25 protein-coding genes, 8 tRNA genes and 2 pseudogenes are annotated in these 24707 nt (G+C 51.3%); 13 read left to right on the forward strand and 22 right to left on the reverse strand.

Annotated elements, in window-relative coordinates; translation table 11 throughout:
* Positions 1 to 201: ATP-binding protein (locus tag H6F67_RS15690; protein ID WP_190767570.1), on the forward strand; the 201-nt coding region annotated here is incomplete at its 5' end.
* Between the two features lie 215 nt (positions 202 to 416).
* On the opposite strand, the gene H6F67_RS15695 is transcribed toward H6F67_RS15690, so the two are convergent.
* The 15 genes and pseudogenes from H6F67_RS15695 to H6F67_RS15760 all read right to left on the reverse strand — a co-directional run bounded on the left by H6F67_RS15695 (position 417) and on the right by H6F67_RS15760 (position 6276).
* Positions 417 to 566: a hypothetical protein gene (locus H6F67_RS15695; RefSeq protein WP_190767571.1), complete on the reverse strand. Its 150-nt coding sequence runs from the start codon at positions 564 to 566 to the stop codon at positions 417 to 419.
* A 42-nt stretch (positions 567 to 608) separates the two neighbouring features.
* Complete coding sequence (locus H6F67_RS27755; RefSeq protein ID WP_242020658.1) at positions 609 to 947, reverse strand: helix-turn-helix transcriptional regulator; 339 nt, start codon at positions 945 to 947, stop codon at positions 609 to 611.
* Between the two features lie 93 nt (positions 948 to 1040).
* Positions 1041 to 1145, reverse strand: a pseudogene (locus tag H6F67_RS28505) (TniQ family protein); the annotation flags it as partial.
* A gap of 82 nt (positions 1146 to 1227) precedes the next feature.
* Positions 1228 to 2103: pseudogene (locus H6F67_RS15705) on the reverse strand (IS982 family transposase).
* Positions 2104 to 2279: 176 nt separating this feature from the next.
* The gene (locus tag H6F67_RS15710) at positions 2280 to 3737 is read right to left on the reverse strand and encodes a vWA domain-containing protein (protein WP_190767573.1); all 1458 of its coding nucleotides are present in this window, start codon (positions 3735 to 3737) and stop codon (positions 2280 to 2282) included.
* Between the two features lie 399 nt (positions 3738 to 4136).
* Positions 4137 to 4592 (reverse strand): DIP1984 family protein, encoded by a 456-nt coding sequence (locus tag H6F67_RS15715; RefSeq protein ID WP_190767574.1) that lies wholly within the window; start codon positions 4590 to 4592, stop codon positions 4137 to 4139.
* A gap of 115 nt (positions 4593 to 4707) precedes the next feature.
* A tRNA-Asn gene (locus H6F67_RS15720) sits at positions 4708 to 4781 on the reverse strand.
* A gap of 32 nt (positions 4782 to 4813) precedes the next feature.
* Entirely contained in the window at positions 4814 to 5014 is a 201-nt protein-coding gene (locus H6F67_RS15725) for a hypothetical protein (RefSeq protein WP_190767575.1), read from the reverse strand.
* A gap of 120 nt (positions 5015 to 5134) precedes the next feature.
* Positions 5135 to 5222 (reverse strand) — tRNA-Ser (locus H6F67_RS15730).
* Between the two features lie 3 nt (positions 5223 to 5225).
* Positions 5226 to 5302 (reverse strand) — tRNA-His (locus H6F67_RS15735).
* Positions 5303 to 5690: 388 nt separating this feature from the next.
* Positions 5691 to 5767 (reverse strand) — tRNA-Ala (locus H6F67_RS15740).
* A 5-nt stretch (positions 5768 to 5772) separates the two neighbouring features.
* A tRNA-Val gene (locus H6F67_RS15745) sits at positions 5773 to 5847 on the reverse strand.
* A 5-nt stretch (positions 5848 to 5852) separates the two neighbouring features.
* Positions 5853 to 5924: transfer RNA gene (locus H6F67_RS15750), tRNA-Gly, on the reverse strand.
* A gap of 201 nt (positions 5925 to 6125) precedes the next feature.
* Positions 6126 to 6201 (reverse strand) — tRNA-Met (locus H6F67_RS15755).
* Position 6202: 1 nt separating this feature from the next.
* Positions 6203 to 6276 (reverse strand) — tRNA-Leu (locus H6F67_RS15760).
* Positions 6277 to 6952: 676 nt separating this feature from the next.
* Here H6F67_RS15760 and H6F67_RS15765 point away from each other — a divergent pair.
* Entirely contained in the window at positions 6953 to 8242 is a 1290-nt protein-coding gene (locus H6F67_RS15765) for a hypothetical protein (protein WP_190767576.1), read from the forward strand.
* 70 nt (positions 8243 to 8312) lie between these two features.
* On the opposite strand, the gene H6F67_RS15770 is transcribed toward H6F67_RS15765, so the two are convergent.
* Together H6F67_RS15770 and H6F67_RS15775 are read right to left on the reverse strand one after the other, a co-directional pair.
* The gene (locus H6F67_RS15770; protein ID WP_190767577.1) at positions 8313 to 9338 is read right to left on the reverse strand and encodes an ABC transporter permease; all 1026 of its coding nucleotides are present in this window, start codon (positions 9336 to 9338) and stop codon (positions 8313 to 8315) included.
* Between the two features lie 70 nt (positions 9339 to 9408).
* A complete protein-coding gene (locus H6F67_RS15775) occupies positions 9409 to 11046 on the reverse strand; it encodes an ABC transporter substrate-binding protein (protein WP_190767578.1) in 1638 nt (545 codons plus the stop codon).
* On the opposite strand from H6F67_RS15775, the gene H6F67_RS15780 reads away from it, so the two are divergent.
* The 3 genes from H6F67_RS15780 (at position 11045) to H6F67_RS15790 (ending at position 13062) form a co-directional block, all read left to right on the forward strand.
* Positions 11045 to 11185: a hypothetical protein gene (locus H6F67_RS15780; protein ID WP_190767579.1), complete on the forward strand. Its 141-nt coding sequence runs from the start codon at positions 11045 to 11047 to the stop codon at positions 11183 to 11185. The genes H6F67_RS15775 and H6F67_RS15780 overlap by 2 nt on opposite strands.
* Before the next feature lie 134 nt (positions 11186 to 11319).
* The gene (locus H6F67_RS15785) at positions 11320 to 12405 is read left to right on the forward strand and encodes a hypothetical protein (protein ID WP_190767580.1); all 1086 of its coding nucleotides are present in this window, start codon (positions 11320 to 11322) and stop codon (positions 12403 to 12405) included.
* A gap of 435 nt (positions 12406 to 12840) precedes the next feature.
* Positions 12841 to 13062, forward strand: a complete 222-nt coding sequence (locus tag H6F67_RS15790) for a hypothetical protein (RefSeq protein WP_190767581.1) — start codon at positions 12841 to 12843, stop codon at positions 13060 to 13062.
* 178 nt (positions 13063 to 13240) lie between these two features.
* Here the strand turns inward: H6F67_RS15790 and H6F67_RS15795 are convergent, their stop codons facing one another.
* A complete protein-coding gene (locus H6F67_RS15795; RefSeq protein WP_190767582.1) occupies positions 13241 to 13645 on the reverse strand; it encodes an AbrB family transcriptional regulator in 405 nt (134 codons plus the stop codon).
* A 214-nt stretch (positions 13646 to 13859) separates the two neighbouring features.
* On the opposite strand from H6F67_RS15795, the gene H6F67_RS15800 reads away from it, so the two are divergent.
* The 4 genes from H6F67_RS15800 (at position 13860) to H6F67_RS15815 (ending at position 15699) form a co-directional block, all read left to right on the forward strand.
* Complete coding sequence (locus H6F67_RS15800; protein ID WP_190767583.1) at positions 13860 to 14300, forward strand: Rrf2 family transcriptional regulator; 441 nt, start codon at positions 13860 to 13862, stop codon at positions 14298 to 14300.
* Positions 14301 to 14605: 305 nt separating this feature from the next.
* Complete coding sequence (gene rplU, locus H6F67_RS15805) at positions 14606 to 14995, forward strand: 50S ribosomal protein L21 (protein WP_190767584.1); 390 nt, start codon at positions 14606 to 14608, stop codon at positions 14993 to 14995.
* 27 nt (positions 14996 to 15022) lie between these two features.
* Positions 15023 to 15313, forward strand: a complete 291-nt coding sequence (rpmA, locus tag H6F67_RS15810) for a 50S ribosomal protein L27 (RefSeq protein ID WP_190767585.1) — start codon at positions 15023 to 15025, stop codon at positions 15311 to 15313.
* Between the two features lie 146 nt (positions 15314 to 15459).
* On the forward strand, positions 15460 to 15699 hold the full coding sequence (locus H6F67_RS15815; RefSeq protein WP_190767586.1) for a hypothetical protein: 240 nt from the start codon (positions 15460 to 15462) through the stop codon (positions 15697 to 15699).
* Here the strand turns inward: H6F67_RS15815 and glmU are convergent.
* From glmU to H6F67_RS15835, 4 genes are all read right to left on the reverse strand, one after another.
* A complete protein-coding gene (gene glmU / locus H6F67_RS15820) occupies positions 15681 to 17045 on the reverse strand; it encodes a bifunctional UDP-N-acetylglucosamine diphosphorylase/glucosamine-1-phosphate N-acetyltransferase GlmU (RefSeq protein ID WP_190767587.1) in 1365 nt (454 codons plus the stop codon). The genes H6F67_RS15815 and glmU overlap by 19 nt on opposite strands.
* A 148-nt stretch (positions 17046 to 17193) precedes the next feature.
* Positions 17194 to 17664, reverse strand: a complete 471-nt coding sequence (locus H6F67_RS28510; RefSeq protein WP_396798158.1) for a DUF2267 domain-containing protein — start codon at positions 17662 to 17664, stop codon at positions 17194 to 17196.
* A 552-nt stretch (positions 17665 to 18216) separates the two neighbouring features.
* The gene (locus H6F67_RS15830) at positions 18217 to 19047 is read right to left on the reverse strand and encodes a carbohydrate ABC transporter permease (protein WP_190767589.1); all 831 of its coding nucleotides are present in this window, start codon (positions 19045 to 19047) and stop codon (positions 18217 to 18219) included.
* Between the two features lie 284 nt (positions 19048 to 19331).
* Complete coding sequence (locus tag H6F67_RS15835; RefSeq protein ID WP_190767590.1) at positions 19332 to 19733, reverse strand: universal stress protein; 402 nt, start codon at positions 19731 to 19733, stop codon at positions 19332 to 19334.
* A 172-nt stretch (positions 19734 to 19905) separates the two neighbouring features.
* On the opposite strand from H6F67_RS15835, the gene H6F67_RS15840 reads away from it, so the two are divergent.
* From H6F67_RS15840 to H6F67_RS15855, 4 genes are all read left to right on the forward strand, one after another.
* Positions 19906 to 21126: a phosphoglycerate kinase gene (locus H6F67_RS15840; RefSeq protein WP_190767591.1), complete on the forward strand. Its 1221-nt coding sequence runs from the start codon at positions 19906 to 19908 to the stop codon at positions 21124 to 21126.
* 167 nt (positions 21127 to 21293) lie between these two features.
* Complete coding sequence (locus tag H6F67_RS15845) at positions 21294 to 22511, forward strand: efflux RND transporter periplasmic adaptor subunit (RefSeq protein ID WP_313926840.1); 1218 nt, start codon at positions 21294 to 21296, stop codon at positions 22509 to 22511.
* Between the two features lie 4 nt (positions 22512 to 22515).
* The gene (locus tag H6F67_RS15850; RefSeq protein ID WP_190767592.1) at positions 22516 to 23703 is read left to right on the forward strand and encodes an ABC transporter permease; all 1188 of its coding nucleotides are present in this window, start codon (positions 22516 to 22518) and stop codon (positions 23701 to 23703) included.
* Positions 23704 to 24084: 381 nt separating this feature from the next.
* Entirely contained in the window at positions 24085 to 24579 is a 495-nt protein-coding gene (locus H6F67_RS15855) for a glutathione peroxidase (RefSeq protein ID WP_190767593.1), read from the forward strand.
* Positions 24580 to 24707: the final 128 nt, after the last annotated feature.

Consider the following 24707-nt stretch of genomic DNA (forward strand, 5'->3'; position numbering starts at 1 on the left):
AAAAGCCTACTGGTCACGGCCAATCAACCGTTTAGCCAATGGGACAGCATCTTTGCTGACTCGATGATGACAGTGGCTGCGGTCGATAGACTGGTGCATCATGCCGTGATTATCGAGATCCATACCGAAAGCTATCGCAAGCAGGCAGCAGCAGCGCGATCTGCCAGCGCTGGTTCACCAACGAGTGCTCCAGCCGCTTGAGTGCGATCTGAATCGTGTCATCTTGATCTTGGTTGTCATTTCGATCTGAGCATGTCATTTTGATCTCGGTTGTCGCCAAGCGCTCAACCCAAATTTTGCTGAGCTGTCGCGCTGGCGATTGGCTCAGGTGACCTGCTCACGCTGCGATGGCTGGTAGACAAGTTCAGTGTTCTTCCCGCCAAGGTGCTGTCGCGACAGGCTACCCCCTTGACATTTCACACTCGATGAATTTCTAGCCGTCTCGCAACTTCTTCCATTGGGGGCAGTGGACACTCATGGTTGAGAAGAATGGCTTCTAATTGCTGTTTGAGATGAGTGGCGTCGATCGCCCTAGCTTCAGCTTTTGGTTCTGATCGTAGAGACATCAGCATTTTGTCCACACCCACACGGATATTTTGTTCTGGTTCCTAAGTTATAAACTCTATTAAGGAGCGGTTAAGGCGATGGCAGATTTGTACTAAAGTATCTAGCTGCGGAAGATTCCTACCATTACACCAAAGCCAAACAGTGTTTTTAGGTAGCTGAAGTTGACGAGCAAACTCTGCTTTGTTTCCACTGGAAACAACATTGATATGAGCTTTGAAGGCTTTTGCAAGATCCTGTTTAGTGATAGCTGAAGCCATACTGGGTGTAGCAGCAATTAGCTCCCCAACTGATTTGCTTATCCAAAGTAATACTTCTAGTTCTTGCTCGGCAATATTTTTGAGATTGTTATGTGAGTTATCTGGCAATGAACCGAGCCACATCTGACACTGTGAACAGTATCCCAAGCGAGAGTGCCATCTTAAGAAAAGATCATTTTTATGACAGTAGGGACAGACCTCTGCCAAGAGACAGTGATGCAACGAACAAACTTTAACAACAGCTAAGGACCAAAATAAGGGTTCATAAATCACTGATCCTGTTGCCTGCCACTCTTGATAGCAAATTGGGCACCAAGACACGATGTCGCCTTAACAATTTCCTTTATGGCAGCAGTTCAGACCAGAATACCAGTGTAAGTAACGTGAGTTCTGGATAAGGCAATTAAGCAAACTCCAGTTTGAGTGATGGCTTTTTGGGTTGGTGACAGTAAGCGATCAAGCCGCACACCAGATTGACGCAGAAATTCATCGGGCTGCGATGGCGTGAATGCTCAATTTGTGAGATGTTTTTGAGTTGATCAATAATCGACTCGATGATTGCGCGTTTGCGGGCAAGCAGTTTGTCAGTGAACTGCATCAAGCGCGGTTTCATGTTGCGGCGAGACTTGGCGAAGCACTCGATGTCACGTAGTCTAAGCTGCTCGACCAAGGGCTGAGAGACATAGCCGCGATCTGCAAACACTTTGCCAAACACGCCTTGGAGCACAAGGAACGGGCTTGCGGTCATCGGTGTTGCCGGGTGTCAGGGTCAAGTTGAGCAGTTCGCCTTGGTCATTGACCACCAGGTGGAGCTTAAATCCATAGAACCAATCGACCGAGGTTCTGCCTCGCATGGCAAGGAGTTTGAACACTCGGTGCTGCTTGATGCGGCGATTGTGGCAGACCTTGAGGCTCGTCGAATCAATGAAGCTAATGCCGCAACAGGTTCCAAAGCAGTGCCTGAGATAGGCACACAAGGGGACTAAAGCCGAGGGCATCCAACTGACGAAGCGCGTGTAACTGACTAATCGAGGAAAAGCATCGCGCCAGTAGACACTCACATGCTGAAGGTAGAAGTGCTTGAACGTCCGGTAGTGTTGCGGATGAAATGCAATCAGGATCGTCATGATTTCGCTCACGCACAGTTGCCGCGATCGGGGCTTCGCCTCCTGCGGGCGCGCTGGTGTAGCCTCTGCTTGAGCAGTTGCTTCTGCCAGAGCGGTTCAAAGCGTTGGCAGAAATCATCGACACTGCAAAAAAGTTCTTCTAAGCTAAGCATTGGGTTGGGGGTGCTGAATGATTTGGTGACTTTCAGCCTACTGCCCCCACCTTTCCTTATCCAGAACTCACGTTATCTTAGTTCAATTGTACTGCGAAAACAGTACATGGATAAAAAAGTTAAAATAAACAATCACTGTGCGCTGATGAGTAATGCAGTACACAGTGATTGTAATGTCACTGATCCTTCCGTGCAGGCAGCGGCAACTCAAGAATCTCCATCAGTAGCTCTAGACGCGATCGCCGTGTCAGGAGCGGGACGAGATTCGGGAGTGAGTAGTAGTCGCCTGCGAACGTGAAGGTTTCGATCGGGGCTTGCTGCTGCTTCAGTTGCGTTTCCACATAGGAGCAGTAGTTGCCAACGCGGACGATCACCACATTGGGCAGGACGGACAACTCGCGGCAGTAGGTCTTGTATGCCTCCGCAAAGTAGGGAGCCGTGTTTTCGCCTTCGTCCGTCACCAGAATGATCTGGTCAACGACTTGGCGCTTGCGGCGCATCACCTCGATCGCACAGCCCACACTCGTTCCGCCACCCGCCTTGACAAGCTGGAACGCCCGCTCCCAGTCGGTCAACTCCTTCCCCTGTGCAGTGACAGGATAGGGAATCGTGTCGAAAGCGTAGACGAACAGATCCGCTTGGGTGATGCCGGAAATCAAAGCAGCGAGCCGCTTGCCCAGTTCGATCGCCTGATCCATCGAGCCAGACTTGTCCACCAGCAAAGCAGTTGGACGATCGATCGAGCCGCGCCGCTTCACCTGCTCATTGGTCACACTTTCCAGCCGAGCGATCGTTTCCGCATCAAGTTCCACCGCATCGGCGGCCACTTGTGCCTTGTATGCCGAGACGCGCGCGGCTTTGCCGATCCCGAAGGGATCGCCCTTTGCTGCTGCTTCCAGCTTGGCGTCAATCAGCGCCTTGACTTCAGGGTGATCCATTGCGCCTCGTGCCTTGAGCGACTTGAGGCTGTTGATCACTTCCTGCGGCGTCATGTTGTTGATCAGCGCGACGAGAACGACCGGGGTTAGCTGCTTGATTGCACCCACAGCGATCGTGTAGGGAATGTTGAACTCCACGATCAACCGCGCCTGCTCTGCCGCCGTTGGTGCGTTTGCTAACTGCTTGAGGACAGCCGCGAGCGAACCCACAGGCGGCGCGTCCCGAAACAAAATGGCGTTTGCCCGCTCATTCGGCTTGATGTGCAGCGAGGCGTACAGGTGCTTCATTGCCTTTCGACCCCGGAGGGCAGCGCGATCGAATAGAGCTGGATTGCTTTCGCGCACCTTGAGATAGCGCGTTACGGCAGTCCGAGCCGATCGCGGCAGCTTGTTGCGGTGCTGCTTCATGAAGTCCACAACGCGAGCCACCTGATAGGGCGGAAACTCTTGCAGCATCACGAATCCGGCGCTGCGGTGTTCGGCCACGTCGCTGGTGAGCAGATGCGCGACAAACACTTCCTTGTGGTCACGCACGTCGCCATTGCGCTGATACCACACGGCCAAGTGACCGTAGAAAATCGGATCAAGCTCCACAATCAGCTTGTGAATTTCTGCAACCTGTTCAAGCCTCCGATGCGGCGTGGTCAGCAAGCTGTTGAGCATTTCGAGCCGCAAATCGCGTTCGGTGTTGTTCATCTTGTCCTCCAAACTGTTAGGAGGCGATCGCCACGCTGCTTTTTGGCATCACATAACCGCGCAAGTTAGAAGAACTGAATTCACGGGTTTTGTCCCCTAAACAAATGTGTAAGTTCTTCTGGTTAGGGCGCGGCGATCGCGTTTTGAATGATTCAATTTATCGATTGAGCAACAGGTGAATTCCCCAAACCCGCCCTCACCAAATGCAAATCAGTACGTGGTAGTGAGAAATACAGTACCCGATACGCTTGTCACAATACTGGGCGTAAATTGTAAATGGGAGTTGAACCCATCCGCACTGCCTCAGCGCGACCAAGTGGCGATTGGTAATACCAATCGAAATCCAACTTTCCCAGTTGGCGGGCTGTACTCGCTTTTGCAAATTGGCTACCGCTGTTGCTACTCAATGAGATCAGTTGCCCAATTCATCGCTTGAATTTGGGCATCGAGTTCGCGATAGTCTCGCGAGAGTCGATCGATTTGTCGCTGCACATCCGCAACGTTGATGGTGCTAACCAGCCGCAGTTCCGATCGCATGTAGCGATCCGATCGAACAGTGGCAGCATCGATGACGCCCTCATAAGTTTCTCGCTTCAGCCGCAAAATATCTCGTTCTGCTAGCGCGTCAGAGAGCAATCGATCGCGCAATTCAGTCGTTGAATTTGTGCGATTGATGCGCTGAATTAGCTGTGTCAATTCAGCGGATAGTGTTTCTAATTCGGCAATCAATTCTTGCGGGTTTTCAGGGGGCTGTTCGCCTTCTTGCACTCTAGCGCTACGGCTCAAGCGCTGCCGAAGCTGAAAAATTCGCGTCTGATGATCTGCCCGCAAAATCAGGGCTTCTGCTAGTTTCATTTTATCTTTACCTCCGTTTGAATAATGTTGCCTTTAAGGTGAAGTCACCTGCGATCGAAGCGCGCCAACAACTGCCATTCTTTTAAGGCCACTTCATGCAAGTTAAAAAAGCCGTTGGTTCATACGCAGGATTTGAACCTGCAACCAATCGAGTAATAGTCGATCGCTCTACCATTGAGCAAGTATGTAAGCTTTTTCGATCGGGGCACGAAGTGAAAGTTTTAACCGTAAACGGCTTCAGGACGAATGATTAAATCTCCGCTCGGACGGCGATCGATCACATAGCTATCCAACCGATTCGATCGCACATCTAAATGTCGAGCAACCCGCTCCTTAACGGCAACATCATTCATGCCCGATGCAATGCCAAGCTGATTTTCTGACAGGTCGATCGATCGACCTTCAAAGCGAATATGAACCATTGCAATCACCTCTTTCTCTAGTAAAAAACAACGGAAGGAGGAGGAGTCGAACCTCGATAGCGTGATGCTATCCTCTGATCTTCCAAATCAGTTGCCGTCCACACAGCCGCACCTTCCAATTGGCGGAAACTGGAGGAATCGAACCTCTACAGCACATAGCTGTACACCTGTTTTCGAGACAGGTTATCGCCCAGGGATTGCAGCTTCCATTTGGGGTGACTGACGAGACTTCAACTCGTTAATACTGGTTTCACAGACCAGCCCCTCCATCACTTCGGGTTCAGTCACAGTGGATCTGATCGGAATCGAACCGATTGCTTCCGGATGAGAATTTCACTCATCTCTCGTACAAGTTCACAAAGCTGTTTTTTACTTCTTAACAGGAAGTTAGTATGTAAGCTTTGCAGGTTGGGATACGAGTTGATTTCGGCGCTCTGCCACTAGAGCTACAGACCCATTGGTGAATTCGATCGGAGTCGAACCGATATTTTTCGAGTGAGCTAAATTGCTCTTTTCGTGTAAGTTTGTAGAGCATCATTTAACTTGTGCCTTCCCGCCCTCCAACCAAAACAGGCACAGATCAACTCACCATCAGCATGGATGATATGAAGTATGTAGGCTCGATCGATTTGGACACGAAACCCGAAACGCTTTTCCATTAAGCAACGAACTCATTTGGTGGATTCTGGTCAGAGTTGAACTGACATCTTTCTGCTTGCAAGGCAGACGCTTTTCCAATTAAGCTACAGACCCAAGATTGGTAGCCTCGGCAGGATTTGAACCCGCAACTCTCTGTTTGTAAGACAGATGCTCTACCGTTGAACTACGAGGCTACGAAAGCGGAAGACGAGACTCGAACTCGTGCGCTGAGACTGGCAGACTCAGATGCTAGCCACTACATCACATCCGCAAAAGCGATTCCTTCGGGGCAGCAGGCTGAGCGATGAGACTCGAACTCATATCGTTAGTTTGGAAAACTGAAATGCTGCCATTACACCACGATCGCAATTTGAAATAAACGTTGACATCAATGGGGCTGGTGACAGGAATTGAACCTGCAACCGACTGTTTACAAGACAGTTGCTCTGCCAAATTGAGCTACACCAGTGTTTGGTAACGGAGGTAAGAATTGCACTTACTGATTTGCAGGGTATGAACCTGCCGAGCCGCTGTTGCTCCATCTCCGCATACCCCTGACAGGAATCGAACCTGCAATAAACTCGTTTTAAGCGAGCCATGTCTACCAATTGCATCACAGGGGCGCAAGGACTTGTGGTGGAGTAATCTAGGGTAGCGATCGAACTTTTCACAAAATTTTGTCCTGTCTGTATAACTGTTGTCTTGAAGACAATTATTTTTGTCTTTCACTTTTGTCTGTTAGTGAAGGACAGATCTATTTATCTTGACCGTTCAATCTCTTCCAAGAGATTGTGCACTACAGCTTAGTTGTTGCTGTGCTTAATTCACAGATGGAAGAAATTGAACGATCTCCTACAAAATTCATTAAGTTGTCAAGGTTCAGAAGATGGCTGCTGAGAATGAATTTCTTACGTTATTTCAGCCGATGTTTTGGCTGATTTCATTCTGAAGCGTTTTTAGAGAATCACTCCTAGAACACTTACGAGCATATGAATGTTCGATCAATGGTTTTTGGAAATTTCAGTAGAACGTAATCGCATCTTTTCTCCTTGTTTATTTCGTTATACTACTTATACTACACATATACTACATGGGTGTCAAGAGCATTCCAGAAAATTTTTGTGCAGTTCCGCATTGGAGCGAGATCAAGTCTTTTGCGCGTTCACAAGAATGCACGGACTGCCTCGATCGCACGACAATTGGAACTCAATCATCCTTGACCTTCTACCCCGACCAACTCAGCTATCCGTCGTATAGTTTTGTCAAAACCTTCTGGGACAGCCCAATTTCCGGTTACTGATGGCGCGGCAGAACGTGAAATCAAGCTACGAGCTGCCCCCTTTGAGGATGTGTTATAAAGAGCACAAGCTTTTCCGAGTAGTGAAGATGAATTTTGATGCAAAGCCTAATGACGGTTTTTTTGCGATCGCGCTGACTGACTGGATGGGCATCACTGATAAGTTATGGCACCTCTCGAAGCTGCATCCTTTGGGAAGAGCGTTGTCATACAATTATGTTCACACTCCATTTAGCTGCGTCAGAAGTTCTGCCTCTAGCTATTGGGGCATGGCACTTCTCAGATATTCCAGAAACTTAGCGGCTGTAACTCATACTCAACCCTACAAATCTGACTATATTGGCAAGTTTTTAGCGCTTGAAAGAAGAGCGTTGAATATCAATGATTTAGCTTTCAAAAACTACAAGAAAGTAGAAATATCCCTGGATAATATCTTTCAGAATCAAAAAATTACAAATCTAGATGAACTTAGAGAAATTATTAACAGTTTCGATCGCAGCAAAAACACAATTAAGGTATTTACGACCTATCAAGGAATTTATTCTTATGTTGATGCGATCGCTCAATTGCTAGAACAGGCAGGTGAGAAGAAAGATTACTTTAGGGAACTTGAAGTAGCAAAGTATTACTGGCTTGCTAGAAGTAAAAAACCAATTAACTCTGGATTTTTACCAGGTAAAGTGAAGCTCTTGGTGCACATCAGAAATGGCGATATGGCAAGCTTTAAGATAGGCGGTAAAACACTGTCCACTTTTTGCTATTCTGTCCAAATCATTGACTCAAAAGATGCTCTAGATAGCAGCCGTAAACCGATCGAACTGCAAAAAATCTTCAACCTCTTGGAAGCAATCTTCCAAACTTATACTCCAGACAAATTTTCGGTTGTTGTCATCTCAGATGGCTACCACAGATCCTTGGAAGTGGTTTTTCGTGCGCTTCTTAGAAGAGAGATTAAGCTCAATCCACTTGAAGTACTTGCATTGCTTAAAGAAGTTTACCGTTCTGAGCAGCGGCTAAAATCGTTTTCCAGCATCGGTAATACGTCCACGATTATTGGTGAATCTCGGCAAAAACTACTCAAAAGTATTCATGCGATCGCTCAAGCAGATATTGTGATTCCAACTTCTGGATACTTCTCGCGCCACATTCAAAGATTTTTGCGGCAAGATGACTCCGCAATTTTCTTGAACATGAATTCGCTAAGCGAGCAAGATTTGGCAGCAATCGGCAACCTGATCAGTTCAAAAACCAATCAATCTGAAGATGAAAACGACTTGCAGGCCTATCCCTAGGATGGTTAAAAACTGCATGATCCCCCCAACCCTTCTTACTAATGCTCAACTCCTCGGATTAACCTGAGACTCAGTACCGAATGCGTGGATCGACGTAGGCATTGAGAATATCGATCGCAATACTGGCAATTGCCACGATCGCCGCAAAAAACACAATCACGCCTTGCACCACCGGATAGTCGCGCTGCTCGATCGCTTCATACAAACGGTTCGCGAGTCCCGGCCAGGAAAAGGTGACTTCGGTGAGAATTGCGCCGCCAAGGAGCGAGGCGATCGTCAACCCCAGCACGGTAATCACGGGAATTAAGGCATTTTTGAGCGCATGAGCCAGAACAATGCGGCGTTCGGGGATGCCTCTGGCGCGGGCAGCTTCGACGTAATCCGATCGCAAGGTTTGCTTGAGATTAACGCGCACCATTCGCTCAAAGATGCCGCTGAGCAAAATTCCCAAGGTCAAGCTGGGCAGCGTCAGATAGTACAAGCTGGTGAAGAACTGGCCGAGGTTGAAGGTGAGGAGGCTATCGATCGTGTACAGTCCCGTAATCCAAACAGGCGGTGCTTCGGTCAGCGGAAAGCGCGTTCCCAAAGGAAACCAGCGTAGCTGCACGGCAAAAATCAACTGCAAAATCATGCCAAACCAGTACATCGGCACCGCGTAAGTGAGGATGCCGAAGAGCCTGCCGCCTGCATCGATCGCGCTATTGGGTCGCGTCGCGGCAAACGTGCCGATCCCCACGCCTACTACAACCGAAACAATCATGCTGAAGATCGTTAATTCGACGGTTGCAGGAAAATGCGTTTGCACAATCTCCCAAACCGTTTGCCCTTGACTGGTCAGCGAAGTTCCCAAATCAAACCTGAGCAAAGCCCCGATGTAGCGCAAATACTGAAGCCACAAGGGAGCATTTAGCCCTAGCTGTTCGCGCAACGCGGCTTTCGCGGATTCTGGCGCTCTCGCTCCCAAAACAATATCAACCGGATCGCCCGGAGTTGCCCGGAGGAGCAGGAAAACCAAAGTAACGATCGTCAGCACCATTAATGGCGCGAGGAGCAATCGGGAGAGGACGTAGGTGCGGAGGGCGCTCGATCGAGACATGATGCAAATGTTGGCAAAAAGTGAAATGAATTCTGGCAGGGACGTAAAATCTTACGTCCCTGAAATCAAGCTATTTGCTAATTTTCCAGAGGAGAAATTGCTGAGTGGGTTCGATCGCCACATTGCTCACTCCCTGACGCGCAAAAACAAAATCTTTGTTTTGCCAAAGGGGAATATAAGGCACATCAGTGGCGAGCAATTCTTGCAGTTCAGCAAAGATTTTGTCGCGGGCGGCTTGATCTGTTTCAGCTCGCTGATCGGCAATCAACTGATTGGCTTTTTCGCTGAAATAGAACGAGCCTTGCGATTGACTTTGGCCTGCTTCACACAAGCCATCCGTTGAACCTTTGGCGCAGCTCAAGAACGGTTCCACAAACGTATCTGCGTCGTAGAAATCAGGATACCAGTTGGAAAGCACAGCAGGATAAGTTCCCTTTTCGACGTTCTCCCAAAGCGTTGCGGCTTCTGCGCTGTTAATCGACACGGTGACGAGTCCAGGCAGGCCGCGCTCGATCGATTCTTTCAATGTATTGGCAACAATGCTTCTGGTTGTGGAGGAGGAAGGATACCAAATCTCCAGTTCAAACGGTTTCGATTCTGAAAATCCAGCAGCAGCCAAAAATTCTTTGGCTTTGGCAAAATCGCCATCACCAAATGCATCTTTGAACACAGGTTGATAGATGTCGAAACTGGTTGGAATCATGCTGTAGAGTGGTTCAGCTTGACCTTGAAAGACGCGATCGTTAATTAGGTTTCGATCGATCATTGCGGCAACTGCTTTCCGCACATTGAGATCGTTCATTGGCGCTTGTTTTTGGTTCAACGGCATGTAGTTAATCACCGTCGTTCCTGCTTCGATCACCTGCCAGCCGCCTTGACCTGCTTCGCGTTGAAGGCTGGCAATTTGATCGGGATCAAGCGTTTGGTAGGCAACATCTAAGCTGCCTGTTTTGAAGGCGTTGTAGAGGTTTGCCGCACTGGTATAAAGCTGAATGTCGATGCCTTGATTGGCGGGTTTTTCACCCCAATAGTTTTCGTTGACATCCAGGCGAATGGAATCTGTTGAAAAGGATGCAAGTTTGTAGGGACCTGTGCCAACGAACCTGTCGGGATTAAATTTGCCTGCGCCAATTTCATAGCCTTGCTGCGGAACGGGTGTGGTTCCCCAAAAGGTGAGCAGGGCAGGAAATGCGGCGAATGGCGTTTTGAGTTTGATGGTGATTTCGTTGTTGCCTGCGGTGATTGAATCAACTTTTTCAGACAGCAAGAAAGCGGGGCGTCCGCCGTTTTGCATGAAGCGATCGAGCGAGAATTTCATCGCTTCGGCTGTAAACGGTGTGCCGTCGTGAAAGGTGACTTCGGTACGCAGCGGAATGGTGTAAGTTAAACCGTCGCTGCTGATTTGAGGAAGCTCGGTGGCGAGTTGCGGCTGAAGTTCGGTTGTTCCGGGTTTGTAGGTGTAGAGGCGATCGCCCATGTTGTAAAGCAAAATGCCCGGAAAGATTTCGTAGGCATCAGCCGGATCAACCGTTCGCGCTTTCAGCGTTGTTCCCATCGTGACGCGATCGCTGTTGGCGGCTGAACCTGCGGGCGCCTGGCTTTGGGGACGGGCGCAGCCGACAATCAACGCGAAGCAGACGGTAAAAAGGGTAACAAATTGCAGAAATCGTCGTCGGGAAAGCGATCGAGACAAGGGAAAGCCGTTCATGAGAAGCTACCTGGAGTTGCAAGGAAAAGCCGCATCAGAATTTTACACGCTCGATCGCTTTTACTGTTCCAAACGCGACGACGTGCGGCAGTTTGCGATCGCCGTCAAACGTCACACGCCAAGAATGCCGGGCAGTTAATTGGCTGCATTGCTTGACAACTGGAGTTGAGTCTGTCGAAACCCAGCGATCGTGCAAGATAGCCGGACGAACTTTCCGACACCTGACATCCGAAAATCACGCGATAATAAAGGTGCCGATTTGCGATCGTTCAAATGAGCGGCACGGTTTTAGTTGCGCTGCTGATGAAGCTGACGATGCTCACTCCCCTTCCGCTCATGCTGAAGGGCGATACGGCGGTGTCCGTTTCGACAGGAACAGATCCAGCCAGCGTTGCACAGGTCAGCAGTCCGCCGCAGGTGCTGCGTCCACCACAGCCCAGCTTTGGCAGCGATCGCCTCGACCAGCAAATCTGGCTGTATGAGCAGTATTTGCAGACGCAGGGACGCCCGGATGTGTTGATCGTGGGTAGTTCGCGATCGCTTCAGGGCATTGATCCTGCTGCGCTAGAGCAAGCTTTGATTCAGCGCGGACATGCACCCCTACGGATTTACAACTTCAGCATCAATGGCGCGACGGCTCGCGTTGTCGATTTGGTGTTGACGCGCATTCTCACCGCCGATCAGCTTCCGCGCCTGATCATTTGGGGAGACGGACTGCGAGCGTTCAACAGCGGTCGCCCGGATTTAACGTACCGCAGCATTGCGGCCTCAGAAGGCTATCGATCGCTTGCACGGGGCGATCGGCCAATTCAAGCGAGTGCGACGCCTTCAGCCGAAAACTGCCAAACCGTTTCTAGCGTTCAGCTTTGCCTCGGTCAGGCCAATCTGTATTTGCCGGAAGTCAACGCCTTTAGCGTGGCGACGAACTTGCAGCCAAACGGATTTGAGCCGATCGCCACCCGCTTTGATCCCGCTAGCTACTATCGATCGCGGTCTCGCGTTCCCGGTCGATATGACAGCAGCTATGTTCCATTTAACCTAAACGGCGAACAGATAGCGGCCACTGTGCAGGTCGCGCGGTTCGCTCGCAGTCAGCAGATTCCCTTGGTGGTGGTGAATCTACCGTTGACTCGCGACTATCTTGATGCGGCAAGGCAAAACTTTGAGCAGCAGTTTCGGCAGCGGATGCAGACGCTCGCCGCTCGCGAAGGCTTTGTGTTTCGCGATTACAGCTTGCGCTGGCCGACGCAAACTGGCAACTTTGCCGACCCTAGCCATCTCAATCAAGCCGGAGCGATCGCCGTTGCTCGCGATTTGGCGGCTGATCCCACAATTCCTTGGCCTCGCGATCGCTTTTAGGGCTAATGCAGATGAGCGGCTGAACCGTGCCAACTGCTTGAGCTTCAGCAAAAACTCAGCCAATCTAGATAAGTAGCTTCCCCTGATTAAAACCGGATTCAAAACTCAGTAGCACCTGCTAAGAGCGCTACTGGGTCTATTGGTTTTATGTTTGATCGTGTCTACCCACTCATCTTTACGAAAAGAGGAACTGCTAACTGCTCTTGCAGCTTTTTCGTGAGACTGCGGAGATTTCTGATGAAGGCAGCGCGATCGATTTCAATCGAAATATCCGTAATTCTCGCCTGACTTGATTTGAACTGTAAATCTATGATGAAGAGAGGGTGAGGGCTTGCGATCGTCTCGGCTCAGCAAGCTTTACCAAAAGGTTTTCCTGAAGTTGCACGGGTTGTTCCCGAATCGTCCTTTCAATCCACGCACCAATAAGGAGTTGCATTGACGATGTATTTGGCTGAATTTGCTTTTCCTGGCACTACAGAACTTGCGAACGAACTGCTGCTGCAAACTTCGTCCGAGGGCGAAGCGAAAGATTTTGCTGAGGCGTATGCTCAAAATTGGGGCATGGAGCTTTTTGCCTTAACGCCCGTGAGCGATCGCCAGGTACGCCAATATTTTCGGTTGGGAAAAGTTGTTGCGCTCGAACCGCTCAACTCATAGACTGGTGCTTTCGTTCGCAGCGATTCTTGCAATTAAAGTGAACGCCAAGACAATTTGCCTTGGCGTTTTGTCGCGATCGATTGCTCGTTCTGACATGAGCGATCGCAGCAAAGCACTCAGCCAATTAGACGTGTTTTGCTGCGACGGCTAATATCGATACTCAAATCGCAATCTGTCACTACTCTTCGATGTCTGCGGCAACAACGCCGTCCCCATCCAACTGACGCAGACGAATGTGTTTGCGTCCGAGCGAGATTTCAAATTCATCACCCGGATGGAGTTCCATCTGCTTGGTGTAGGCAGAGCCAATCAGCAAGTTGCCGTTTGACTGAACGCTAATGCGATAGCTCGCACTGCGTCCGCCGCGACCATTGTTGTTCTGCTTGCCATCGAGTTGAATGCCTTCAGCATCGATGAGCGCGTTCAGAAACTTCATCATGTTCACTCGCTCTACGCCGTTTTTGGTAACGGTGTAGTAGCCACATTCACGCGCTTTTTCTTCTTTGCTCAGATGCTCCAGTTCCTTTACCTTGGTCAGGAGCGCTTCACCCGTTAGCGGTTCGATCTTTTTCTTTTTACTCATCAACCTAACTCACACGCAACAAGGAGTCTATAGAAAAGCATTCTAACTGATAGCGACAGAAATAATGTTGTTTTTGCCACGAATCAGCTTTGAACATCCTACACTGTAAAAAGCGAATTTTTAAGTTCTTTATTCAACAGTTCATCAAATTGATCGATTTACTCCAAGTCGATCGATCCGTTGGATTGCTTCACTGCCCCCTGATTGGTTGCTGATGAAATTAACTACGCGAGGACACTACAGCGTTAAAGCTTTGCTTGACTTGAGTTTGCAGCCGAATCATCAGCCAGCTTCGGTGCGATCGATTGCCGCTCGTCAAAATCTGCCCGCTCCCTATCTCGAAAAACTGTTAATCGATCTGCGTCGAGCCGGAATTGTGATTTCAATTCGCGGCGCACAAGGCGGCTATCAGCTTGCGCGATCGCCCAGCCAAATTTCGCTTGGTCAAATTTTGGCGGCGGTGGGTGAAACGATCGAACCATTGCCGCATCTATCACCATCCACTGAAGCCGAAGATTGGGTGACGTTTGCGCTTTGGAAGCGAATGCACCAGAAACTCAAAGAAGCCTTTCAAAGCATTACGCTGGCCGATCTTTATTACGATGCTCGCAGTTGGCAAGCGGCTCAAGGCGACACGACAAGTTTTGTCGTTTGAACGAAAGGCAAAAGGCAAATGGTTAAAAATAATTGTTTTCGGCCTTGCTGATGGCGAATAAGGGTATTGTTGATCGCGCGATCGGCGCGGTTTGCAAATCGCCCCTACGATCGTTTATTCCATCCACAAAGCCAAATATTTTGGCTTCTCTGTCGCTGCATCGACTCGCGTTCTAACAGTTTCTCGTTTCATCTCAGCAGCACCGATCGCTAAGCTATAATCGAAAGGTTGTTTATTGTGCTCGGATCAGGTTTTGTCCAAAACGCTGGTGCGCCAGCTACCTGTACGGCCAAACTGGAAAAATCATGGCTTACGCAATTATTGAAACGGGTGGCAAGCAAATTCGCGTTGAACCCGGTCGCTTCTATGATGTCGATCGCCTCGCGGTCGAAGCAGACGGCTCGCTGACGATCGATCGTGTCTTGTTTGTCGAAAATGACGGTGAATTCTCGGTTGGTCAGCCCACAGTGGAAGGCGCAGCGATCGAGGCGAAAGTCCTCAAGCACCTGCGCGGTCGCAAAGTGCTGGTCTACAAGATGAAGCCGAAGAAGAAAACACGCAAAAAGCGCGGCCATCGCCAAGAGCTAACCCGCATTCTTGTCAATTCGATTACGCTCAACGGCCAGTCGATCGGCGCGGCGGCAGCATCGGCTCCGACTGCGGAAACTGCTGAAACGGAAACCGCAGACGCTTAAGCACAGTTCTATCAATCAGGAGAAATCATGGCTCATAAGAAAGGAACAGGCAGTACGCGCAACGGGCGCGACTCGAATGCCCAGCGGCTCGGCGTCAAGCGCTATGGCGGTCAGGTCGTTCGCGCGGGCAACATCTTGGTGCGGCAGCGCGGCACCAAAATTCACCCCGGTGAAAACGTAGGTCGTGGCGGCGATGACACGCTGTTTGCTCTAATTGACGGCATCGTCACCTTTGAGCGCAAAGGTAAAGACCGCAAAAAAGTGAGCATTTACCCCGCTCCGGCGGCGGCAGAAGCAGCAGAAACGGTTACTGCATAGAATTAGTTCACTGTCAACCGTGCTAGGCGGGTGGCGCGATCGCGCCACCCGCTTCTTGCTGTCTGGGTGTCCGTAGGGAAGCGGTAACGCAGAATACAAATTCAATGATATTTTTCGGGAAACAGTTGCGCTACGGTTGGATCTCCATGCTGCTTTCGATGCGTCAAGACCCGATGCTTGAATATCCTGACCCGATCCAGGCACAATCGCTGGAAGCCTGGGTGCGAACCGCGATCGCCTTTGGCGAACTTTCCCCCGCTGCTGAAGCCCACCTCAACCACATCGTTGCGGAAGGCGTCAGCGAAGTCGAGCGCCGCCTGCTTGCCCTGCTTAATGACGCGATCCAAGCGGGCTGTGTGCGTCGGGTTTATCCGTCTTGGGGCTGATCGCGCTTCGGTCGCCATCCGGGTTTGACGACCTGACGGGCACGAGCGATCGCCAAACAGTCATTGGGCAAGTCGTCGGTAATCGTTGAACCCGCCGCGATCGTGACATCTTCACCAATTTTCAGCGGCGCGACCAGCGAATTATTCACTCCGGTTTTGCTGCGATCGCCAATTTCCGTCCGGTGCTTTTTCACGCCATCATAGTTGGCCGTAATTGTGCCGCCGCCAATGTTGACCTTCGTTCCCAGCGTCGCGTCTCCCAGGTAGGACAGGTGAGCGACGTTCGTGCGATCGCCCAAGATCGCATTCTTCAATTCCACAAAATTTCCCAGTCGGCAATTGCTCCCCACGTCTGCATGGCCGCGCAAATGGGCATAGGGACCCACTCGCGTATTGTTCGCAATTCGACTATCCGTAATCACCGAATAGAGAACAGTCGAATTTTCGCCAATTTCGCTGTTTTCGATCAGGCTGCCGGGGCCAATGCGACTGCCCGACCCGATCGCTGTTTGGCCGCGCAGGTGCGTTTGCGGTTCGATGATCACGTCGGGCTGAAGTTGCACCGTGTCATCGATCGTGATGCTGTTGGGGTCGATTAAGGTGACGCCTGCTCGCATCCAGTCGATTTTGACGCGGGCTTGCAGAATCTCGTAGGCGGCGGCTAGCTGTTGGCGATCGTTGATCCCCAGAATTTCCTGATAGTCTTCTACGTCGATCGCCATGACGGGACTCATCTGGCTGACGGCATCGGTGAGGTAGAACTCTTTTTGATCGTTGTTGCTTTGCAGGCGCGGCAAGACTTCGGCCAAGGTTGACCAGCGGAAGCAGTAGACTCCCGCATTGATGCGGCGATTTTGCTTTTGGGCGGTTGTGCAGTCGCGGTCTTCAACAATTTGCGTGACTAGGTTGCTGCCGTCACAAAAAACGCGCCCGTAGCCTTTGGGATCAGGCATTTGCGCGGTCAAGATCGTTGCGGCGTTGTTGTTTTGCGTGTGCGTATCGAGCAGGAGTTTTAGCGTTTGCGGGCGCAACAGCGGCACATCGCCATTCAAAATTAGCAGATTGCCTTCAAATCCTTGCAGGTGCGGCAAAAGCTGCTGGGCGGCATGTCCAGTTCCCAATTGCTCGGTTTGTTCGACAAATTCGACGGCTTCCCCGTTGAGTGCTTCGCGTACCGCATCGGCTGCGTAGCCCACAATGATTAGCCGACGCTGCGGCTGGATTTGCGCGAGGCTGTCGAGGACACGCTGCACGAGCGATCGCCCGCCGAGTGAGTGCAACACCTTGGGCAGGTGAGACTTCATGCGGGTTCCTTTTCCCGCCGCCAAGATTGCGACCGCTACCATGCTTTGAATTGGAGTCAAATTTCACAACGGAGTATAGCGCGGTTCGAGTCCCCTCCATGACAAAAAACAAGACAAAAAATCGCCCTGCCGAAACAGAGCGATACTTTCGGTGCGCTGAAGCGATCGACTTTTGGGGTTTAGTTCAGAATTACGCTTGCTCCCACATCGTGCGAATTTCGCCAGGCAGGTAGCTGGCAATTTCCTGGATGCGATCGTCTGTCAGTTCTTCTTTGGTTGCCGAGAAAACGGCGGTGACGGCGCTTTCGGGAGTCACGTGCAGCGGCAGCCCGGCTTCTTGCTTGATGCGGAAGAGAAAAGTTTCCGGCTTGATGTGCAGAATCGGACGAATGCGGCTGAGGAAAGCGACGATCGGATTGGTGTCCGTCCACAGATCCGCGATTTCGTTGTTGATTGCTTTGTCTTCGGTCGGCAAGGCTTCTTCGTGTAGTTCGCCAGCGACGCGATCGATCGTTTCAGTGGGCATCACGTCGCGCATGGTGCGGAAGACGACTTCAACCACATCGCGAGCATCAAACAAATCTTCCAGTTCTGCCTTGATCATCACTTTTTCCAGGAACGGCATACTTTCAGTGACGATCGGTACGCTGGGACCTTCCATCAGCGCTTTGGGCGGATTGGCCTCCATTTTTTCCAACAGCTTTTTGCCCTTTTCGGTCAGCATCGCGCTTTTGAACGTGATCAAGTGCGGCAGTGGGCCATCCGGTGCGCCAAAGGAATTGGCAACTCGGAATTCAACTTCATCGGAATTCACAACATCGGGCACGTCTTCCTGGTTGGCGTAGGCGTTGCCCGTAAATTCGGCCTGCACATACTGCTTTTGGTTCAGATAGTCGAGATGCGCCATGAGATCAATTTCGGTGACGCTGCGACCTGTGAAATCGCCTTGCTCAAATCGCAATTCGTGCTGTTTGTGACCTTCTTGCTGTTCAAATTCGTCAATTTTTTTTAGTAGCAAATAGGCCACATCTTCCCGAAGGTTGATTGTCATGTGAATCTCCTTAGTAGTTTCGTTAGGCAGCGATCGATCTTTCAGCCAGGCTGAATTTCGAGGGCGCTGTAGTTTTGTTAGCAACGAACATACTGGGAAAGATTCATCCAAAGCATCTACTTGAAGTTGCATTTCGATCGAGCGATCTCGCAGTGGGGATCGCTAGCCCTTGACGCCGCTTCCGGCCTCGGTCGGTACGATGTAGCGCTGCATGATGAGGAAAAAGAGCAGAATGGGCGCGATCGAAATTATCGATCCCGCTGCAATTAAGCGCCAGTCGAGCGAGAATGCGCCTGCGAGTTTGGCGACGCCGAGCGGCAAGGTGTAGTATTCGGGGCGATCGAGAATCAACAGCGGCCAAAGAAAATCGCTCCACGACCCGATAAACACAAAAATTGCCAGCGTCACTAGTGCTGGACGAATTGAGGGCAGCATGACGCACCACCAGATTTCAAGCTCTGAACAACCGTCCATCCGGGCGGCTTCTTCGAGTTCTTTGGGGACGGCTTGGAAGGCTTGACGAAGCAGAAAAATTCCGAAGGCAGAGGCGATCGCAGGAAACAATAATCCTAAATAGCTGTTGCGTAAATCAAGCTGAACCGCCAGCACATACAGCGGGATCATCACAATCTGAAACGGGATCAAAATTGTGGCAACGACTAGGGCAAATAAAGCATCGCGTCCGCGAAAATTGAGTCGGGCGAGTGGGTAAGCGGCGAGCGAGCAAAATAGCAGATTCAAGGCAACGGTGAGGACGGCGACGATCGTGCTGTTGAATAAGTATTGGCTGAAGGGATTGGTTTGCCAAACGGTGACGAAGTTGGCGATCGTGGGTTCGGCTGGAATCAAGCGCGGCGGAAATTGAAAGATGTCTTCACCGGACGATTTGAAGGCGGTGCTGAGAAGCCACAGCAGCGGTAGGAGCATGGCGATCGCGATGCTGCTCAGGAGCGAATAGGTTCCTAGGTTTCGGAGTGCGTTCTGCCGCTGCATAAAAAATTTGGAAGAAGGAATTTTCTGATTCTAAGCGGGGCGATCGTGATTTTTTGGAGGGGAAGGGATCGATCGAGGTTTCGATTGCTCTTTGATCCGAACCAGTGGAGGCTAGGGGCGTTGCCCCTCCTCCACACCTCCAACCCCAGCAGGGAGAGTGCCTTTCCCTTTGCTACGCAAGGGGTTACTCGTATGTGTCAATGTAGCGCTTCGCATTGGCTTTCCCGCCGCGTCCCTCGTGTTGCTCGCTGCCCCCACTTCTACCCTCTGCCTCCTGTCTCCCCTCAAGGAACGATCAAGACGGGACAAGGCGACAAATTGATTACTCGGCTGGTAACGCTTTCGGTTGCGCCTTCGTCGGTGAGGCCGAGGCCGCGACAGCCCATGACGATTAGATCGGCTTCGAGTTCGTCGGCTATGTCGCAGATGGTGAAAGCGGGTTTGCCTTCGCGTTCGATCGTTTCGGCTTCAATGCCCTGGTCGGCAAAGAGGGCTTTGGCGGTGTCAAGCAGCTTGGCGACGGCATCGGGAGAAGCCATTTCGGGGGCGCGGTTGGGGTCGGGCGGCTCGACAACAGACAGGACGATCAGGCGGCTGCGGTGAGTTTTGACGACTTGGACGACCATTTCGGCGGCTTCGCGGGATTCGCGGCTCTGGTCGATCGGAAATAAAACAGTTTCAAACATAGCAGTTCTTCTTACGCCGTTTGGGGACGGGGACTCCGGTAAAATATGGACGGGATCGCAATGTGAGCCATTGGGCGAAATGCCATTAGGCAAAATGCAATTTGCGAATTCACTTGTTCATCGAGAAATGCTTCAATAAGTATAAAGACTCATTTAGGGGGAAGCGTAGGCTGTGTCAAAAAAAACTCTAGCAAATTTATCAGCGGCGGATTTGTCGGGCAAAAAGGTTCTGGTGCGGGCAGACTTCAATGTGCCGCTCGATGATCAAGGGGCAATCACCGACGATACGCGCATTCGGGCTGCGCTGCCGACCATTCAAGACTTGACTTCTAAGGGTGCGATCGTCATTTTGACCAGCCACTTCGGTCGTCCCAAAGGCGATACCTATGAAGCGCGTGTTTCCGACAAGTATCGCCTCACTCCGGTTGCCAAGCGGCTTTCCGATTTGCTCGGTCAAGGGGTCACCAAAACGGATGACTGCATCGGTGAGGCTGTGCAAAGCACGATCGCCTCAATGCAGCCCGGTCAAGTTGCGCTCCTAGAAAATGTCCGCTTTCATCCGGGTGAAGAAGCCAACGATCCCGAATTTGCAAAAGAATTGGCGTCGATCGCGGATCTCTACGTCAACGATGCGTTTGGCACAGCCCACCGCGCTCACGCTTCCACCGAGGGCGTGACGCACTACCTCAAGCCTTCAGTCGCCGGATTTTTGATCGAAAAGGAACTGCAATATCTGCAAAATGCGATCGAAAATCCGCAGCGTCCCCTTGCGGCGATCGTCGGCGGCTCCAAAGTTTCCAGCAAAATTGGCGTGATCGAAACGCTGCTGGAAAAAGTTGATAAGCTGCTGATCGGCGGCGGCATGATCTTCACCTTCTACAAAGCGCGTGGCCTGAATGTCGGTAAGTCGCTGGTCGAAGAAGACAAACTGGAACTGGCGAAAACGCTGGAAGCCAAAGCGAAGGAAAAAGGCGTGGATCTGCTGCTTCCCACCGACGTGGTCGTGGCCGATAACTTCGCCGCTGATGCCAACGCCCAAACCGTCAGCATCGAAAATATCCCCGATGGCTGGATGGGGTTGGACATTGGCCCGGATTCGATCAAGGTGTTTGAAGATGCGCTGAAGCAGTGCAAGTCAGTGATCTGGAACGGACCGATGGGCGTGTTTGAGTTTGACCAGTTTGCCAAAGGCACAGAAGCGATCGCGCGTACCCTGGCCGATCTGACCAGTCAGGGCGTTGTCACGATCATTGGCGGCGGCGATTCGGTTGCGGCAGTCGAAAAAGTCGGCGTGGCCGAAAAGATGAGCCACATCTCGACGGGTGGCGGCGCCAGCCTCGAACTGCTTGAAGGCAAAGAGCTTCCGGGAATTGCTGCCCTCGACGAAGCCTAATGTAAATGAACAAAGGCGCGATCGACTACAGGTTTCGATCGCGCCTTTGTTCATCAAGCCGATGCTCTTTGGTGCGATCTGATGCTGCGATCAATGCGCGATGCCATTCGATGCGTTTGCCCTGAGAGATTGGTAGAATCGACCGCAATAGCTTCAGCATTAAGGGTGTGCCTCAGAGTAGCAAGCGAGCGGGTGTAAATTGGCTAATTGGCTCTGGTGTGCTGGCGATCGTCAGCATTGGTGGCTGGTGGGTTTATGCCGTTGCCCTGAATCGTCCGGCTAATCCGCTTAGTGTTCGTCTGTTGACCGTCGAGCGCGGCACAGTGGAAACGACGATCAACGAAAGCGGCACGGTGGAATTGGGCAATCAGCAGACGCTCAGTTCTCCCGCCGAAGGAGCAGTCGATCGCGTCCTTGTCCAGCCTGGGGATACCGTGCGGCAAGGGCAAATCCTGCTAACCTTGCGAAATCCCGATCGCCAAACGGCACTGGTCAATCAGCAAATTCAAATTGCACAGCAGCAAGTGACGCTCTCGCGCAGCCGCCAGCAAATTGCCGAAGCGCAAGCGCAACTGACGGCCAATCAACGACGACGCGCAACGCTGCTGCCGCTGGCGCGAGAAGGAGCAATTCCGCAAACGCAAATTCAAGACATTGAAGACCAAATTCGCACCACGATCGCCGCGCTCAACACCGCGCAGGCCGAAGCTCGCACTGCCGCACTGGAACTGCAAAGCTTGCAGCTTGAACAGCAGCGCATCGAGCAAGAACTGCAAGGAACGGTTGTAACTGCACCCACCAGCGGCGTGATTTTGGGCGTCAGCGTCAAGGATGGAGATGGAGTCGATCGCCGCACCGAACTGTTAACGCTGGGCAATCCCGCTCAAGAACTGGTGCAGCTTCAGCTTTCGACGCTCAATGCCGCGCAGGTGCAGCCGAACCAACCTGCTCGCGTCAGCGTGATTGGGGCAAATCCACAAATTTACACTGCACGCATACAAAGTCTGTATCCACAGGCGATCGCTCCAGCCGAAGCAGACAGTTCTGAGCAGGCCAGCGCCACTGTTCCCACGACTGTCCGGCTCGATCGCCCCACCCGCCGTTTGATTCCTGGCAGTCAGGTAAATGTCGAGATTGTGCTAGAGCAGCGGCAAAACGTGGTGGCGATCGACATTGAAGCAATTCAGCAGGCCGAGGCGAATCCGTTTGTTTGGGTGATGAACGGCGATCAGCAGGTGGAGCAGCGATCGATTGATTTGGGACTGGAAGGATTAACGAGTGTCGAAGTGCGATCGGGTCTGCGTCCGGGTGAACAGGTCGTTTTGCCCACGCCCGATCAAACTTTGGAGCCGGGAATGCAGGTGTCTCCCGCCGAGGAGTCGTAATGCGATGAGCCTTTCCCCAATCGATCTGCTGCACTTTACCTATCGATCGCTGCGCGGCAATCCGGTGCGATCGATTTTGACGACAGTGGGTGTATTTATGGGCGTGACGGCAGTGAGCGCAACGCTGCAAGTGGGCAGCATCAGTCGGGCGATCGTGGCGCGACGATTAGCCGCACGGCAAGCTCCGCAGGTGACGCTCTTTCCAGAGTGGCGATCGCCTTCGGGTGTGCGAGCGCAACTGAAACAGGACGATATGGAATTTTTGCAGCAGCGGCTGGTGGGGGTAGAAGCCATCAGCGCAGTGAACTGGAATCGATCGATGCCCGTTGTTTTTCAAGGCCAGCAGGCACAGCCCGACATCATCGCGGTTTCTCAGGCCTATCTGCAAACATCGGGGCAGTCGATCGTCGCAGGCCGATTTTTTACAGGCGCTGATTTTGCTCACTTCCGTCCGGTGGTTGTGATTGACGAACTGCTAGCAACTGAACTGTTTCAAGCCCAAAATCCGATCGGCCAGCGCATCTATGCCAGTCGTCAGCCCTACACGGTCATTGGCGTGATTGCGAGCAAAAATAACTACGACGAGGAACAGCCAACTGGTCAACTGATTCTGACGCTGACCTTTTTGAGTGCGCTTACAGGCAGCCGCGAGATTGATTCATTTCGCATCCGCCCCACTCAACTGCAAGACCTTGAAGCAGTCGGCGATCGCGCCGAAAAGCTTTTGATGCAGCGGTTTCCCGGCCAGCAGTTTTACCAGTTCAACAATGTTGAAGATATTTTGGAACAGCAGCGGCTCTTGGAGTTGACTTCACGCGGACTGGCAGTGGTGGGCGCAATTTCGCTGCTGGTCGGCGGCATCGGCATCGCCAACATCATGATCGCTTCTGTCACCGAACGCACGGCTGAGATCGGACTACGGCGGGCGATCGGCGCGACGCGCATCGAAATTTTGCTGCAATTCATCTTGGAAGCGGCCTTGCTCAGTTTGGTGGGTGGAACAGTGGCGATCGCCACTGTTCATGGTCTGACGCTGGTCGTCTCCAAACAGTTCAACCTCCCCTACCGATTTGAAATTGCAACAGCGGGACTGACGCTCGCCGCCGCTTTTGGCGTGGGAATTGGGGCAAGTCTGTTGCCTGCGATCCGAGCCAGCCAGCTTGATCCGGTGCAGGCGTTGCGATCGCAGTAGAAAATCTCGCAACCTTCTTGAGTCTGAGCGTTCCAGCAGATCGATCGCAGACAGATCAACTCTGCCAACCTTCAAACTACCTAGATTCACCTGTGCCCAAGCGAATGCTTCAGCCATCAAAATTGGGTCGCCAGATTCGAGAAACTGCTGCATTCGAGCAATTTGCTTTGCTTGCGTCGCTTCAGGTTGAAAACGCTGCTTGGCGGATTTAGCAATGCTCACAGTCTCTCGACTATCCCTGTTCCATCACTTTGAGCGGAGTCAAATAAGAACAAACTCCTCGAAAGTCAGAGCAATAACTACACCTCGTGAATGTTAATTGTTAAAGGGTCGTAGTAGGATCTTGAAGTAATGTTTCGCATTGAGGAAAGGGTTGACCCAATGACAGCAAAAGCACCTGCATCGATTTACGACCTCTCTGCAACAAGCATTGATGGCGAGTCAGTGTCATTCAACACTTACAAAGATAAAGTTTTATTGATTGTCAATACGGCGAGTCAGTGCGGTTTTACGCCTCAATACAAAGGACTACAAGCGTTGTACGATCGATATGCCAGCCAAGGATTGGTTGTTTTAGGATTTCCCTGTAATCAATTTGGACAGCAAGAACCAGGAAACTCAAACCAGATTCAGTCCTTTTGTGAAACTAACTTTGGCGTCTCCTTTCCACTGTTTCAGAAAATCGAGGTGAATGGGAGCAATGCCCATCCGCTCTATCAATATTTAACTAAAGCTGCACCTGGCATTTTTGGGACTGAAGGAATTAAGTGGAACTTCACCAAATTTCTGGTCGATCGCAGCGGAAAGGTTGTTAAACGCTATCCTTCCACTGCAAAGCCGGAAGATTTGGCAAAAGATATTCAGGCATTGCTGTAAGTGCTAACGGACTTTACAGGGCATTGAATCACATTACGCAAACAGAAGCGGTTGCGCCACCCAACAACCCGCTTGCATAGCGATCGTATTACAGATTTCTCGGTCAAGAACGAAAGTTGATAGCGACG

Origin of the sequence: Microcoleus sp. FACHB-1515 (assembly GCF_014696105.1) — a bacterium.
GTDB lineage: Bacteria > Cyanobacteriota > Cyanobacteriia > Elainellales > Elainellaceae > JAAUTJ01.